Below are 14,835 nucleotides of genomic sequence, written 5' to 3' on the forward strand. Positions count from 1 at the left end.
TTTATTCTGCTGCCGTCTTCAGCGCGGCACCGGCCAGCGCACTGCCTTTGGGCAGGATGATCGGAATGGCCCGCGCGCCGATGCGCACGCTCGCCGGCACTGTGGCGACGATATCGCCATCGGCCTGCACCGGCTCATGCTCCGCGCCGGCAATCATCACTTCACGGCCGCGCACCAGTTCGATCTCCGGCAGCTTCTGCAGCAGGCCGAGCGTCAGCGCCACAGTGGCGCGCAGGGCGCCGATGCGGCCGCCCATCTTGAACAGGCAGACCTCGAAGGCCGGATCGTCCAGGCGCGCATTGGGTGCGCAGACGAATTTTCCGCCGTAGAAATGCCCCTTGGCGATCACTGCCGAGGCGCAGTCATAGTCTTTGCCGTCGATGCTGACGCGGTAACGCGGCACTTTATAGGCAGCAAGCTGGCGCAGGCTTTCGATCACATAGGCGCCCTTGCCGAACCAGCGCTTCAGTTGCGGCGGCAGATCGGCCACCACATGCGCATCGAAGCCGACACCGGCCATGATGGTGAAAAGCCGGTCGTTGACGAAACCCGGCCAGATCTGCGCCTGCGGTCCGTGCAGCACGGCGCGCATCACCGATGGCGGATCGAGCGGCAGCCCGATTTCCATCGCCAGCACATTGGCGGTGCCGAGCGGAAAGATGCCGAGCGGCGCGCTTAACTGCGGCAGGCCGTTGGCGACCTCGCCGATTGTGCCGTCGCCGCCGGCCGCCACCACCGCATCGTATTTTTCGGCCAGACCTTCGGCAGCGAAGGCTTCGGCATCGCCGCGCTTTGTCGTCGGGCGGAATTCCACCGCGCAGCCGGAATCCTCCAGCAGCTCGAGATAGGCTTCCAGCCGGGCACGCTTGCGCCGTCCCAGCTGGCCGGCTCCGGCGGTCGGGTTGTAGATCACCAGCAGCCGCCGGCGGTAGGTCGCATGCTGGGATGCAGGCATGGCGGCCCGGATAGCAGATTTTCGCCCCCGGCGGCAGGGACGGTTTTATGACAGGGCCGACCTCGCCCCTGCCGTTTGCATAATTACGTATGCTATGCCCTGTGCATGACATGGTATGCGATTCGCCAGGGAGCCTTCCTGGCTCTCCTGTTCCTGCTGGCCGGCCCGGCCGGTGCTCAGACCGGGGGCCAGGCGGGCGTCGTGACTGTCCTGGATGGCGACACGCTCAAGATCGCCGGGGTGAATTACCGCCTGCATGGCATCGACGCCCCGGAAAAAGCCCAGCATTGCCAGAGGGATGGGGTGGATTGGCTGTGCGGCCAGGAGGCGGCGGGCTATCTGCGTGACCTGGTCCGTGGCCGGGTGGTGACCTGTACTGAAAGGGACCGCGACCGCTATGGCCGGGTGGTGGCGGTCTGCCATGCCGGCGAAACCGACCTGAACCGGGCCATGGTGCGGGCCGGGCTGGCCTGGGCCTATCTGGCCTATAGCCGGGATTATGAGTCAGCCGAGTGGGAAGCCCAGATATTAGGGACCGGGCTCTGGGCCCCGTCGGTGCAGGCTGAACCGGCCTGGGACTGGCGGCGGGAGCGCCGCGCCAAACCGCCGCAAAACCCGCCCCGAATCCGGGGTTGACAGCCCCTTTGCCCCGGCTATAGTGCGCCCCTCGAATTCAGGCGGCACCGGACGGCCGGCGCTGCCGCTTTCTTATGGAATATCAAGATGTTCGCAGTAATCAAGACCGGCGGTAAGCAGTATAAGGTGACAGCGGGCGACGTGCTCGAGGTCGAACTGGTCGCCGGCGAAGCGGGCGACAAGATCGAATTCGGCCAGGTTCTGGCCATCGGCAATGGCGGCGACGTCAAGCTGGGCAAGGCCGTCGAAGGCGCCAAGGTGAAGGCTGAGGTGGTGGGTCTGACCCGCGGCCCGAAGCTGATCATCTTCAAGAAGCGCCGCCGGCAGAACTCGCGCCGCAAGAACGGCCATCGTCAGCGCTACACCGCGGTGAAGATTCTCGAGATCGCCGCCTAAGCGCCGCGCAGACAGACTTTAAGGAGACAGTTCCATGGCACATAAAAAAGCTGGCGGCTCTTCGCGCAACGGTCGCGACTCCGAGTCCAAGCGCCTCGGCGTCAAGAAGTACGGCAGCGAAGCTGTCGTCGCCGGCAACATCATCGTGCGCCAGCGCGGCACCAAGGTGCATGCCGGCAAGAACGTCGGCATGGGCAAGGATCACACCCTGTTCGCCACCGCCGACGGCAAGGTGAAGTTCCACGAGGGCAAGGGCAGCCGCTCGTATGTTTCGGTGTTGCCGCCGGAGGCGTGATCACACGCGCCTTTCCCGCAAGCATCACAATCGATCAAGGGGAATGGCGCAGGCCATTCCCCTTTTTCGTTTCCGCACCACAGTGAACTGCAATGAAATTCCTCGATCAGGCCAAGGTCTTTGTTGAAAGCGGACAGGGCGGACCCGGTTCCGTCAGCTTCCGCCGTGAGAAGTTCATCGAATACGGCGGGCCCGATGGTGGCAACGGCGGCAAGGGCGGCGATGTCTGGGCCGAATGCGTCGATGGCCTCAACACGCTGATCGACTACCGCTACCAGCAGCATTTCCGCGCCGCCCGCGGCGGCCATGGTTCGGGCCGGCAGCGCTCGGGCGCCAATTCCGACGATGTGATCCTGAAAGTGCCGAAGGGCACGCAGATTCTCGCCGAGGATAACGAAACACTGATCGCCGACCTGACCGAAATCGGCCAGCGCGTGCTGCTGTGCAAGGGCGGCGACGGCGGCTTCGGCAACGAGCATTTCAAGTCGGCCACCAACCGCGCGCCGCGCCGATCCGATCCCGGCTGGCCCGGCGAGGAAAAGTGGATCTGGCTGCGGCTGAAGCTGATCGCCGATGCCGGCCTGGTCGGCCTGCCCAATGCCGGCAAGTCCACCTTCCTGAGCCGCGTGTCGCGCGCCAAGCCCAAGATCGCCGACTATCCCTTCACGACGCTGAAGCCGCAGCTGGGTGTGGTGAAAGCCAATGACAAGGAATTCGTGCTGGCCGATCTGCCCGGCCTGATCGAAGGTGCCGCCGAAGGTGCCGGCCTCGGTCATCGCTTCCTAGGCCATGTCGAGCGCTGTGCCGTCATCCTGCACCTGCTGGATGGCACGGCGGAAGACCCGGTCAAGGACTGGAAGCTGGTGCGCAAGGAACTGAAAGCCTATGGCGGCGGCCTCGAGAAGAAGCTCGAGATCATCGGCCTGAACAAGATCGACGCGATCCCGGCCGACGAGCTGAAAGACAAAATGGCCAAACTGAAGCGTGCGGCCAAGCGCCCGGTTCTGGCGCTGTCCGGCGTCACCGGTGAAGGTGTCGATGCCGTTTCGACGCAGCTGTTTGCCATCATCGCCGAGGCCCGCGCCGCCGAAAAGGCGGCCGCAGGAATCGAGATTGGCGAAGTCGAGACTGGTGATGAGTAACGGCCTCGAGAAATCGAAGCGCATTGTCATCAAGGTCGGCTCGTCGCTGCTGGTCGATGCCGAGAAGAATACACTGCGCGATGCATGGCTGACCGCGCTGGTTGAAGACATCGCGAAACTGCGCGCCGATGGCAAGGAAGTTCTAGTCGTTTCCTCCGGCGCCATCGCACTCGGCCGCCGCATCCTCGGCCTGAACGGCAAGGCGTTGCGGCTGGAGGAAAGCCAGGCCGCCGCCGCCGCCGGCCAGATCAAGCTGTCTTCCGCCTGGCAGGATGCGCTGGCGAGGCATGATCTGAAGACTGCGCAGCTGCTGCTCACGCTGGGGGACACGGAATCGCGCCGGCATTACCTGAATGCGCGCGAGACGGTGAACACGCTGCTCAGGCTCGGCACCGTGCCTGTCGTGAACGAGAATGACACGGTGGCCACCGCCGAAATCCGCTTTGGCGACAATGATCGCCTGGCTGCCCGCGTCGCGCAGATGATCTCGGCTGATTGCCTGGTGCTGCTGTCGGATATCGACGGACTCTACACCACCGATCCCGGCGTCGACCCGAATGCAAAATTCCTGTCCGAGATCGAGGCGGTCACGCCGGAGATCGAGGCGATGGCTGGCGTATCGCGCTCCGGCCTCGGCCGCGGCGGCATGATCACCAAGATCGTGGCGGCCAAGATTGCCGTCGGCGCCGGCTGTGCCATGGTGATCGCCAATGGCAAGCAGCTGCACCCTGTGCAGAGCGTGCGTGAAGGCGGACGCTGCACCTGGTTCCATGCCCATTCCACGCCGGCGGCGGCGCGCAAGCAGTGGATCGCCGGCCATCTCAATCCGCAGGGCACGCTGATCCTGGATGATGGCGCGGTGAAGGCGCTGCGCTCGGGCCGTTCGCTGCTGCCCGCCGGCGTCACCCAGGTGGATGGCAGTTTCCAGCGTGGCGATCTGGTGCGCGTCTGCACCACCGACGGCACCGAGATCGCGGTTGGACTTTCGGCTTACGCCGATGAGGATGCGCGCCGCATCAAGGGGCACAAATCCGGCGACATCGAGGAGATTCTCGGTTACCGTGGCCGCGATGAAATGATCCACCGCGACGAGCTGGTGCTCAGATGACCGCGCATAGTGCGATTACCGATACCGCAGCGATGATGGAGCAGATGGGCCTGGCAGCAAAATCTGCCGGACGAATCCTTGCCACGGCGTCGACCGCGCAGAAGAATGCCGCTTTGAAAGCTGCCGCAGCCGCGTTGCGCGCCGGTGAACAGAAGATTCTGGCCGCCAATGCGCAGGACATGGCGGCCGGCAAGGCGAAGGGCCTCACCGCCGCCCTGCTCGACCGCCTGATGCTGGATGGCAAGCGCGTGGCGTCTATTGCACAAGGGCTGGAAGAGATCGCCGAACTGGCCGATCCGGTCGGCGGCGTGATCGCGGAATGGACCCGGCCCAACGGCTTGAAATTCGAACGTGTGCGCACGCCGCTTGGCGTGATTGGCGTGATCTATGAAAGTCGTCCGAATGTGACCGCCGATGCGGGCGGGCTGTGCCTCAAGGCCGGCAACGCCTGCATCCTGCGCGGCGGTTCGGAAAGCTTCCACTCCAGCATGGCGATCCATGCCTGCCTGGTCGAAGGCCTGCTGGCCGCCGGCCTGCCGGCAAACTCGATCCAGCTGGTGCCCACCACCGATCGCGCCATGGTCGGCGCCATGCTGACGGCGGCGCAGTGGCTGGATGTGATCGTGCCGCGCGGCGGCAAGTCGCTGGTCGCCCGCGTGCAGTCTGAGAGCCGCGTGCCAGTCTTCGCCCATCTGGAAGGCAATTGCCATGTCTATGTCGAGGCAAGTGCCGCTCTCGATATGGCGAAAGAGATCGTACTGAATGCCAAGCTGCGCCGCACCGGCGTCTGCGGCGCCGCCGAGACGCTGCTGGTCGAACGCGCTGCAGCCGGAACTCATCTCAAGCCACTGGTCGCCATGCTGCTGGATGCGGGCTGCGAAGTGCGCGGCGATGCCGAGACGCAAATGGTGGATGCGCGCGTGAAGCCGGCCACCGAAGCCGACTGGGCGACCGAGTATCTCGATGCCATCATCGCCGTGCGCGTGGTGGATGGCCTGGAGGCTGCCATCGAGCATATCTCGACCCATGGCTCCAGTCATACGGAAGCGATCCTGACCGAGGATGCCGGCCATGCGAGCGATTTCATGAACCGGCTCGACAGTGCCATCCTGCTGCATAATGCGTCGACCCAGTTCGCCGATGGCGGTGAATTCGGTTTCGGCGCCGAGATCGGCATAGCCACCGGCAAGATGCATGCGCGCGGCCCGGTTGGCGTCGAGCAGCTCACCACGTTTAAATACCGCGTGCACGGCAACGGGCAGATTCGGCCCTGACGATGCCTGTCCAGGCCATAACGACGGAGCAGCCAAGCCCCGCATGATTCCGCCCCTCGGTTCATCCATTGGCCTGCGCATCGGCCTGCTCGGCGGCTCGTTCAACCCCGCCCATGCCGCCCATCGCGAAATCAGCCTGACCGCGCTGCACCGGCTGAAGCTGGATCAGATCTGGTGGCTGGTCAGCCCGCAAAATCCGCTCAAACCTGCGCGCGGTATGGCGCCGCTCGATACGCGGCTGGCCCAGGCCCAGGCCGTGGCGGCGCATCCGCGTATCCGGGTCACCGCGGTCGAAACCCGGCTCGGCACGCAGTATACGGCCGATACCCTGGCAGCCCTGCACCGGCACTACCGGCAGGCACGCTTCGTCTGGCTGATGGGCGCTGATAACCTGGCGCAACTGCATCGCTGGCGCGACTGGCAGGGTATTGCCCGGACCATGCCGATCGCCGTGCTGGATCGTCCGGGCTTCAACCTGACGGCAATGCAAAGTCCGGCCGGGCAATGGCTGTCGCGGCACCGCGTGGCACGCTATGATGCCCCTGCCCTGCCGGGCAAGGCCACGCCGGCCTTCCTGCTGCTGAAGTCCAAACTCAATCCGCTCTCGGCCACAGCGATCCGGCAGAAGAAAAACGGAAGGCACGTAGGATGAAGAGCTTTCTTGTTGCTTACGACTTTGGCACCGGTGGCCTGTGGGCGATCCTGAATGCCGAAAGCAAGGATCAGATCACCAAGCGCTTCCCTGACCTGACCATTCTGGAGCAGCGTCCGGACTCGATGTCTGAAGCAGATTACGGCCGCATCACGGCGCAGGAGACCTACGCTTTGTCTGGTCCGCTGCCACAATGGCTGGCCGACCTCGACAAGAAATAAGCCGCCGTCACGGTTGCCGCAGGAACAGCTTGTTCACGCCGGTCAGCATCCGGTGAACCGGGCCGTAAATCGCGGCAAAGTCGTCCCAGCCTAAATCCATCATCTGCGCCATTGCGCCCAGACTCCGGCGCCCGTCGATCAGTGCCACGATCTCGGCAGCTTTCGACGGCGCGGCAAAGACCAGCCGGGCGGCATCAAAGGTCACCGCCAGTTCGCCGCGCTGGGCCAGCGTCTCTGCCAGCGCCTTGGCCGGCACGCCATTCAGCCATGGCGCCAGATCCGGGGCCGGTTGTGCCACGGCCTCGGCAGCGCGGTCCTGCGGCACCACATACATCACATGGGTTTTCAGCGAACCGCACAGACGCTCGGCCAGCGCCTGTTGCTCGGGCAGCGATAAGGCTGCTGCGCGCCGACGCAGTTCGTCGTCTTTCAGATAGGTGAGTGGGTCGTAGCAGCAGGGCTCGATAAAGCTGGCGATATGCAGGCCCGCCCCATCAATAAGCGCATGCAGCTCCGGCACCGTATAGGCACGGTCCTGGCTATGCAGCAGAAGGTCATACAGACCAGAATCATTGTTCTTGTGATCGACCAGGAATGGATTGCGCTGGAATTCATTGGTCTCGGGCAATTCAGCCAGCAGCGCTTTGGCCAGCGCCACCTGCCGCTGCGGTGCCTCGCCTATGGTGAGCTGGCGCAGTGCTGCCTGCATGGGGTAGACGCCGGCGCGACCATATTGCCCGTAGACCATCAACCCCATGCCGCCATGAGGGCCGAGCTGATCGACCAGCATCTGCAAACCCGCAGCCGGATCGGGCAGATGATGCAGCACGCCGCAGCAGTCGATGTAGTCATACGGCCCCGGCGCCAGTTGCGGCAGATCGAGCAGCGAGCCGGTGCGGAAGCGGATATTGGTCAGGCCACGTACTTTGGCGCGCGCCTCGGCAATGGCGCGCGAGGCGGTGGAAAGATCGAGATAGACCACCTCATGCTGGGCGCCGCTGGCAGCGAGATACTGTGCCAGATGGATCAGCCCGTCACCGGTACCGCCGCCAGCGACCAGCACCCGCATGGGGTGATGGAAATCCCGCCGGCCGCCGAAAACATAGTGATTGAGTTCAGGCAGGAAGCTGGGACTGCCGGTGATCAGCCGGCGCGTTTCGTCGGCCGGGTCACGGGCCGGATAAGGATAGGCTTCGTATTGCTGCTGAACCGGATCTGTCACGAGACCTTGATGACCACCTTGCCTGTGGTCTTGCGCGACAGCAGTGCCTGCATCGCCTGCGGCACCTGATCCAGCGGGAAGGTGCCAAAAACATGCGGCTTCAGCTTGCCATGTTCATACAACGCCAGCAGGGCTGCAAAATTGGCGCGGTTCTTTTCCGGTTCGCGAGCAGCAAAGGCACCCCAGAAGACGCCGACAATGCTGCAGCCCTTGATCAGCGCCAGATTGGCCGGTGCTTCCGGAATGCGCCCCGAGGCGAAGCCGATCACCAGCAGGCGGCCATCCCAGTTGATGCAGCGCAAGCTCTGATCGAAAGCATCGCCGCCGACGGCATCATAGATCACATCGGCGCCATTGCCGCCGGTAAGTTCCTTGACGCGGTCCTTGATACTTTCCGTCGAGTAATTGATCACATGAGAAGCGCCATACTCTTTCACGATGGCGGCCTTCTCGTCCGACCCCACGGTGCCGATCACGGTGGCACCGAGTTCGCGACCCAGTTCGACAGCATTGAGGCCGACGCCGCCGGCAGCACCATGCACCAGCAGCACCTCGCCCTTCTTGATGCGGCCACGGTCGACCAGCGCGTGATAGGTGGTGCCGTAGGTGATCGGGAAACCGGCCGCGATCTCGTAGGGCATGCTGGCAGGAATCTTGAACACATTGGCGGCCGGACAGTTCATCTGCTCCGCGAAGGCACCGTTACTGGTGGTCGCCATCACGCGGTCGCCGACCTTGAGATCGGTCACCTTTTCGCCGACGGCGATGATTTCGCCGCCGCATTCCATGCCGGGCGCGAAGGGGAAAGCCGGCTTGACCTGGTATTTGTTGGCGATGATCAGGGTGTCGGGAAAATTGAGGCCCGCGGCATGTACGCGGATCCGAACATCCTTCGGGCCGAGTGCGGGTAACGACAGATCATCGAGCACCAGGCTCTCCGGTCCACCCCAGGCCTTGCACACCATCGCCTTCACAGTGACTGCCGACATCGCACGACTCCCTTGAATCCTGATTTTTTGTTGTGCCGCAGATACAGAAATGGCGCCGACTTGCATCGGCGCCATGGCGGAAGCCCCGGGTTATTTCGGGGCCATAACCATCGTCATCTGTCGCCCTTCCATCTTGGGCGTCTGTTCCATCTTGGCCTTGTCGCCAAGATCGTCGCGCACGCGGTCGAGCAGCTTCATGCCCAGCTCCTGGTGCGCCATTTCGCGGCCACGGAAGCGCAGGGTCACCTTGACCTTGTCGCCTTCTTCGAGGAAGCGCTGCATCGCCCGCATCTTCACGTCATAGTCATGCGTGTCGATCATCGGACGCAGCTTGATTTCCTTGATCTCGATAACTTTCTGCTTCTTGCGCGCCTCGGCGGCCTTCTTCTGCGCCTCGTACTTGTACTTGCCGTAATCAAGGATCTTGGCGACGGGCGGGTCGGCGGTGGGCGAAATTTCGCAGAGATCGAGGCCGGCTTCTTCAGCCAGACGCAGGGCTTCACGGATGGAAACCACGCCACGATTTTCGCCAACGGCGTCAATCAGGCGGACGTTCGGGACATCAATCTCGAAATTAACCCGCGGTCCATCGGTTTTCGGTGTCGGCGGGGCATTGAAGGGGGGACGGGCTATGACGCGCTCCTAAAGCAGTTGCAACAAAATCAGTAGGTTAAGGCGAATTGGACGGGTTGACCCCCATGGGGTCAGCCGGGCATCCGGGCCTCGGCCGACAATTTAGCAATCGCCTCGGCCAAAGCAATGGTTTCCTGCTGCTCCGTGCCCAGGCGCCGCAGGGTGACGGTACCCTGCTCCGCCTCTTTTTTGCCGACCACCAGGATGACGGGCACCTTGGCCAGGCTGAGTTCGCGAATCTTGTAGTTGATCTTTTCATTGCGCAGGTCGGTGTCGACGCGCATGCCGGCAGCATCGAGCTGGTCGGCGACGGTCTGCGCATAGTCGTCGCAATCTGACACGATTGGCGCCACCACGGCCTGCAGTGGTGCCATCCACAGAGGCAGACGCCCGGCATACTGTTCCAGCAGGATGCCGATGAAACGCTCGAAGCTGCCGAGGATCGCGCGATGCAGCATCACAGGGCGATGCTTGGCACCATCGGCACCGACATAATCCGCACCCAGCCGCTCGGGCAGCACGAAGTCGACCTGCAGCGTGCCGCACTGCCAGTCACGGCCGATGGTGTCGCGCAGCACGAATTCCAGCTTCGGACCATAGAAGGCGCCTTCGCCGGGGTTCAGCGTGTAGTCGAGGCCGGACGCGATGCAGGCATCCTTCAAGGCATTCTCGGCTTTGTCCCAGGTCTCGTCCGAACCGGCGCGCTTGGCCGGCCGGTCGGAGAACTTCACCTTGATCTCAGTGAAGCCCATATCCTTGTAGATGCTCTGCAGCAGGTCGCAGAAGATCTTGCTCTCCGAGATGATCTGGTCCTCGGTGCAGAAGATATGCGCATCATCCTGGGTGAAGTTGCGCACGCGCATGATGCCGTGCAGCGCGCCGCCCGGCTCGAAGCGATGGCAGGAACCGAACTCGGCCATGCGCAGCGGCAGGTCGCGATAGCTCTTGAGACCCTGGTTGAAGATCTGCACGTGGCAGGGGCAGTTCATCGGCTTCAGCGCGAAGATGCGCTCATCGGGATTGGCGGCGAAGTCGCGGATGCCCTCTTCGTTTTCCGCGATATACATGCTCTCGCGGAACTTCTCCCAGTGGCCCGAGGCTTCCCACAGCTTGCGGTCGACCAGCTGCGGCGTCTTCACTTCCACATACTTGGCCTTCTCCAGGCGCTGGCGCATGTAGCGTTCCAGGGTGCGATACAGCGTCCAGCCCTTGGGGTGCCAGAACACCATGCCGGCGGCCTCTTCCTGCTGGTGGAACAGACCCATTTCCTTGCCGAGCCGGCGATGATCGCGTTTCTCGGCTTCCTCAAGGCGCTTGAGATACGCATCCAGTTCCTTCTGGTCGCGCCAGGCGGTGGCATAGACGCGCTGCAGCTGGCGGTTCTTGGCATCGCCACGCCAGTAGGCGCCCGACACCTTCATCACCTTGAATACCGGTGGCAGCTTGCCGGTGGAGGGCAGATGCGGACCCATGCAGAGGTCGAGCCAGCTGTCGCCCTGGCGATAGATCGAGATCGCCTCGCCGCGCTTGGCGATTTCCGCCACCCACTCGGCCTTGTAGGTCTCGCCGATCGACGTGAAGTATTCGACGGCCTTTTCCGGCGCCCATTCCTCGCGCTCGATCGGCAGGTCGCGCTTGACGATTTCTGTCATGCGCTGCTCGATCTTGCCGAAGTCTTCCGGCGTGAAAGGCTCGTCACGGACGAAATCGTAGTAGAAACCGTCCTCGGTGGCGGGACCGAAGGTGATCTGGGTGCCGGGGAACAGCTCCTGCACCGCCTGCGCCATCACATGGGCGCCGTCGTGGCGGATCAGCTCGAGCAGCTCGGCCTCGTTCTTGTCCTTCATCGTCACGATCTCGAGCTTGGCGTCGCTCTTGATCGGCGTCTTGAGATCCTTCAGTACGCCATCCAGGCGGATCGCCAGCGCCGCCTTGGCCAGGCCGGCGCCAATGCTGGCCGCCACATCGGCCCCGGTGCTGCCGGCCGCGTAAGTTCGCACACTGCCATCGGGCAGGGTGACGCGGATTTCGGCGGCAGAAAGGGCTGAGCTGGACATGATTTAGCGGACCTCCAAGGGGGCGCAGCCTAGCCGCCACGGCCCCCCTGTCAAGCCGGGCCAGCCGCCCGCCCGGCCCGATTCAGGGCAGCGCGTCGCGACGCCTGCCGCTTTCGGCAGCAGCGCGGGTCTGACCCTGGCCGGCGCAGCCGAATCTGCTGGGTCCGGGGCCGGGAATATGCTGGCATGGGCTTCGCATAACCGGACGGGTCAACCGTCGTCCACAGGGCGTCGTTCAACAGGGGGCTTTATCCATGCGTATCCGAACCATTCTTGCCGGACTTGCCGTTGGGGGTCTGACCCTGGCCGGGCTGGCTGCACCGGCCATCGCCGGCGCCACCTTCGATGCCGTCAAGGCCAAGGGCTTCGTGCAATGCGGCGTCAACGGCAGTGTCGCCGGCTTCTCGGCCCCGAACAGCCAGGGCCTGTGGACCGGCATCGATGTCGACATGTGCCGCGCCGTGGCGGCCGCCATGTTCGGCGATTCCAGCAAGATCAAATACACCGCGCTGACAGCGCAGCAGCGCTTTGTCGCCCTGCAGTCAGGCGAGATCGACGTGCTGACCCGCAACGTGACCCAGACCCTGCTGCGCGATGCCTCGCTCGGCCTGCGCGAAACCGGCGTCAACTTCTATGACGGCCAGGGCTTCATCGTGAACAAGAAGCTGGGCGTGAAATCGGCCAAGGAACTGAATGGCTCGACCGTCTGCGTACAGCCGGGGACGACGACGGAACTGAACCTGTCGGATTACTTCCGCAAGTCGAACATGACCTTCAAGGCCGTGGTGATCGAGAAGGTGGATGAAAACATCGCCGCCTTCTCCTCCGGTCGCTGCGACGTCTACACCACCGATGCCTCGCAGCTCGCCGCCATCCGCGTCACCGCGCTCAATCCGCCGGATGATTACATCATCCTGCCCGAGCGCATCTCCAAGGAGCCGCTGGGTCCGATGGTGCGCCAGGGTGACGACCAGTGGTACCAGATCGTGAAATGGGTGCTGCTGGCGCTGAAGGAAGCCGAGGAGCTGGGCATCACGCAGACCAATGTGGACGAGATGCTGAAAAGCGAAGATCCGGTGATCAAGCGCTTCCTCGGCGTCACCCCGGGCTATGGCAAGGCGCTCGGCCTGGATGAGAAATGGGCCTACTGGATCGTCAAGCAGATCGGCAATTACGGCGAGAGCTTCGAGCGCAACCTGGGCAAGGGCAGCCCGGTGAAGCTGGAGCGCGGCCTGAATGATCTGTGGACCAAAGGCGGTCTGATGTACGCCATTCCGCTGCGCTGAACAGCATCATATCCAAATACGCGACGACCGGGGCTCAACCCCGGTCGTTTGCGTTTCAGTTGTTGTGATTGGGAAACAGCAGGCGTGTATAGACCTTGATATAGGCCTCGCACATCGCATCCACCGTGAAGTTTTCCATCACATGACGGCGCGCCCGCTCGGCGATCTGCATGCGCCGTTCCGGTGTCAGCTTCAGCGCCTCATCGAGTGCATCGGCCAAGGCTTCGGCATCGCCCGGCGGCACCAGCCAGCCGGTTTCGCCCGGCAGCACGGTTTCGCGGGAACCGCCATGATCGGTGGCGACAACCGGCTTGCCCATCGCCTGTGCTTCGACGGCAACACGGCCGAAGCCTTCGGGGAAGGTGGAGGCCGAGACCACCACATCAGCCAGCATGTAAGCCGCCGGCATATCCTTGCCATCGCCCGGCATGCGCACGCTGCGGTCCAGACCGAGCTGCACGATCAGGCCCTCCAGGTCGGCGCGATAGCCTTCGCGGCCCTGGGTGGAGCCCAGCAGCACGGCGGTGAAATCCTGCTCGCCATGGCGGTCGGCGAGGATTTTCAGCGCCCGCAGCAGCACCGTATGGCCCTTCCAGCGCGTCAGCCGGCCCGGCAGCAGGATCACCGGGCGGCCGTCGGTCAGGCGCCACTGCTGCTGCAGGTTCGACATGCGCTCTGGGTAGATGCGGGTCGGATCGAATTTCGCCAGATCGGTGCCGCGCGGAATCGTCACCAGGCGTGCGCGGGCCACGCCGAAGGCCTTGTTGGCGTAATCGGCGACGAAATCGGAAATCGCCACCACCACATCGCCCTTGGCCATCGGTCCGGCCCAGAATTTCTTGAACCAGCTATGCGACTTGTAGGCATTGTGGAATGTGGTGACCAGCGGCACGCCACAGCGCTGCGCCGCCAGGCGCGCCGACCAGGCCGGGGCGCGGGAGCGCACATGCACCAGGTCGACCGGCAGGCTGCGGATCAGCTCCTCCAGCCGCGCGGCATTGCGCCGGATCTTGAACGGGTTCTTGCTCGCCACCGGCAGGGTGATGTGCTTGGCGCCGGCGCGTTCCAGTTCGCGCACCATCGGGCCGCCTTCAGACACCACATAGGAAACCCAGCCGGCCCTGGCGAGCGCCTTGGCGGTATCCACCGTGCCGCGCTCGACGCCACCGGTCACCAGGGCGGGCAGCACCTGCATCACGGCGGGTGGTCTTCCCGAACTGGGCTTGTCTGCGTTAGAAATGGGGTTGTCGGACATCGCGGCTGAAACGGCGGGAAGTTGGACCACTATAGGCCGCATGCCGCGTATCGCAAAGCCGCGGCGCTGGCAAGGCCGGACCGGCCGCAGGACGAAGAAAGCAGGAAACGGCAGGGTGTTACAGCGCACAAAATCACGGACATGGGCTTACGGACCGATCCTGGCACTGGCCGCCCTGCTGTGGCTGGCCATCGGCTTTGGCCCGGCTGCGGCCCGCACGCCGCCCAATGCCAATCCCTCCCATGAGGAGATCCTGCGCGGCTTCGATGCCAGCGCACTCTGGGCCAGCCGCGAGGATGTCGCCCATGGCGGCACCTACAACCCCGCCGGCATGATCGTGAAATGGCAAAAGCCGATCCTCTACAAGATCGAGGGTATCCGCTCCCGGCCGGACCTGATCAATCTGGCCATCGCCACGCTGAAACGGCAGGCGGCAATTGCCGGTATCGAGGCCCGTCCGGCCAGCGCGCAGGAACCGGCCAACTACACCATGGGCTTCCACAATGTCGCCAGTTTCGATCTCGGCGACCGCAAGGCGATCTGCTACGCCGGCCCCAATTACAATACCAGCGGCCATATCCAGCATGTGAACCTGCAGATCAATCTGGCCGCGCCCAATATCGAGCGCTGCGTGCGGCATGAAATCCTGCACAGCTTCGGCCTGCTGAACCATCCGCACAGCCTGCATTCGGTGCTGAGCTATTACACCACGGT

General features: G+C 63.7%; 16 protein-coding genes. 10 read left to right on the forward strand and 6 right to left on the reverse strand.

Annotation, left to right across the window (positions count from 1 at the left end):
• Nucleotide 1 precedes the first annotated feature (1 nt).
• Nucleotides 2–955, reverse strand: a complete 954-nt coding sequence (locus AAG799_RS13295; protein WP_341896645.1) for a diacylglycerol kinase family protein — start codon at nucleotides 953–955, stop codon at nucleotides 2–4.
• A 105-nt stretch (nucleotides 956–1,060) separates the two neighbouring features.
• On the opposite strand from AAG799_RS13295, the gene AAG799_RS13300 reads away from it, so the two are divergent.
• The 8 genes from AAG799_RS13300 (at nucleotide 1,061) to AAG799_RS13335 (ending at nucleotide 6,679) form a co-directional block, all read left to right on the forward strand.
• Nucleotides 1,061–1,591: a thermonuclease family protein gene (locus tag AAG799_RS13300; protein WP_341896647.1), complete on the forward strand. Its 531-nt coding sequence runs from the start codon at nucleotides 1,061–1,063 to the stop codon at nucleotides 1,589–1,591.
• Between the two features lie 87 nt (nucleotides 1,592–1,678).
• Nucleotides 1,679–1,987 carry a 50S ribosomal protein L21 gene (rplU, locus tag AAG799_RS13305; protein ID WP_341896648.1) on the forward strand — a complete coding sequence of 103 codons (309 nt, stop codon included), beginning with the start codon at nucleotides 1,679–1,681 and terminating at the stop codon, nucleotides 1,985–1,987.
• A gap of 34 nt (nucleotides 1,988–2,021) precedes the next feature.
• Complete coding sequence (rpmA, locus tag AAG799_RS13310) at nucleotides 2,022–2,282, forward strand: 50S ribosomal protein L27 (RefSeq protein ID WP_297687143.1); 261 nt, start codon at nucleotides 2,022–2,024, stop codon at nucleotides 2,280–2,282.
• A 92-nt stretch (nucleotides 2,283–2,374) separates the two neighbouring features.
• A complete protein-coding gene (gene obgE / locus AAG799_RS13315; RefSeq protein WP_341896650.1) occupies nucleotides 2,375–3,424 on the forward strand; it encodes a GTPase ObgE in 1,050 nt (349 codons plus the stop codon).
• Nucleotides 3,417–4,532 (forward strand): glutamate 5-kinase, encoded by a 1,116-nt coding sequence (gene proB, locus AAG799_RS13320; RefSeq protein WP_341896652.1) that lies wholly within the window; start codon nucleotides 3,417–3,419, stop codon nucleotides 4,530–4,532. The genes obgE and proB overlap by 8 nt, the downstream gene beginning before the upstream one ends.
• Nucleotides 4,529–5,806, forward strand: coding sequence for a glutamate-5-semialdehyde dehydrogenase (locus AAG799_RS13325; protein WP_341896654.1), 1,278 nt, complete (start codon nucleotides 4,529–4,531; stop codon nucleotides 5,804–5,806). Before proB ends, AAG799_RS13325 begins: the two co-directional genes overlap by 4 nt.
• A 43-nt stretch (nucleotides 5,807–5,849) precedes the next feature.
• Nucleotides 5,850–6,458 carry a nicotinate-nucleotide adenylyltransferase gene (locus tag AAG799_RS13330; RefSeq protein WP_341896656.1) on the forward strand — a complete coding sequence of 203 codons (609 nt, stop codon included), beginning with the start codon at nucleotides 5,850–5,852 and terminating at the stop codon, nucleotides 6,456–6,458.
• Nucleotides 6,455–6,679, forward strand: coding sequence for a hypothetical protein (locus tag AAG799_RS13335; protein WP_341896658.1), 225 nt, complete (start codon nucleotides 6,455–6,457; stop codon nucleotides 6,677–6,679). Before AAG799_RS13330 ends, AAG799_RS13335 begins: the two co-directional genes overlap by 4 nt.
• A gap of 7 nt (nucleotides 6,680–6,686) precedes the next feature.
• Here the strand turns inward: AAG799_RS13335 and AAG799_RS13340 are convergent, their stop codons facing one another.
• The 4 genes from AAG799_RS13340 to thrS all read right to left on the reverse strand — a co-directional run bounded on the left by AAG799_RS13340 (nucleotide 6,687) and on the right by thrS (nucleotide 11,580).
• Nucleotides 6,687–7,901 (reverse strand): class I SAM-dependent methyltransferase, encoded by a 1,215-nt coding sequence (locus AAG799_RS13340; RefSeq protein WP_341896660.1) that lies wholly within the window; start codon nucleotides 7,899–7,901, stop codon nucleotides 6,687–6,689.
• Entirely contained in the window at nucleotides 7,898–8,890 is a 993-nt protein-coding gene (locus AAG799_RS13345) for an NADPH:quinone oxidoreductase family protein (protein WP_341896662.1), read from the reverse strand. Before AAG799_RS13345 ends, AAG799_RS13340 begins: the two co-directional genes overlap by 4 nt.
• A gap of 90 nt (nucleotides 8,891–8,980) precedes the next feature.
• Nucleotides 8,981–9,523, reverse strand: a complete 543-nt coding sequence (infC, locus tag AAG799_RS13350) for a translation initiation factor IF-3 (RefSeq protein ID WP_341896672.1) — start codon at nucleotides 9,521–9,523, stop codon at nucleotides 8,981–8,983.
• 71 nt (nucleotides 9,524–9,594) lie between these two features.
• Nucleotides 9,595–11,580: a threonine--tRNA ligase gene (thrS, locus tag AAG799_RS13355; RefSeq protein ID WP_341896664.1), complete on the reverse strand. Its 1,986-nt coding sequence runs from the start codon at nucleotides 11,578–11,580 to the stop codon at nucleotides 9,595–9,597.
• 254 nt (nucleotides 11,581–11,834) lie between these two features.
• On the opposite strand from thrS, the gene AAG799_RS13360 reads away from it, so the two are divergent.
• The gene (locus AAG799_RS13360; RefSeq protein WP_341896666.1) at nucleotides 11,835–12,866 is read left to right on the forward strand and encodes an amino acid ABC transporter substrate-binding protein; all 1,032 of its coding nucleotides are present in this window, start codon (nucleotides 11,835–11,837) and stop codon (nucleotides 12,864–12,866) included.
• Between the two features lie 55 nt (nucleotides 12,867–12,921).
• Here the strand turns inward: AAG799_RS13360 and AAG799_RS13365 are convergent, their stop codons facing one another.
• Nucleotides 12,922–14,061: a glycosyltransferase family 4 protein gene (locus tag AAG799_RS13365; protein WP_341896668.1), complete on the reverse strand. Its 1,140-nt coding sequence runs from the start codon at nucleotides 14,059–14,061 to the stop codon at nucleotides 12,922–12,924.
• A gap of 175 nt (nucleotides 14,062–14,236) precedes the next feature.
• Here AAG799_RS13365 and AAG799_RS13370 point away from each other — a divergent pair.
• A partial coding sequence (locus AAG799_RS13370) for a hypothetical protein (RefSeq protein ID WP_341896670.1) occupies nucleotides 14,237–14,835 on the forward strand: 599 nt, incomplete at its 3' end.

The sequence above is a fragment of the Ferrovibrio terrae genome (genome assembly GCF_943371255.1).
Taxonomy (GTDB): domain Bacteria; phylum Pseudomonadota; class Alphaproteobacteria; order Ferrovibrionales; family Ferrovibrionaceae; genus Ferrovibrio; species Ferrovibrio terrae_B.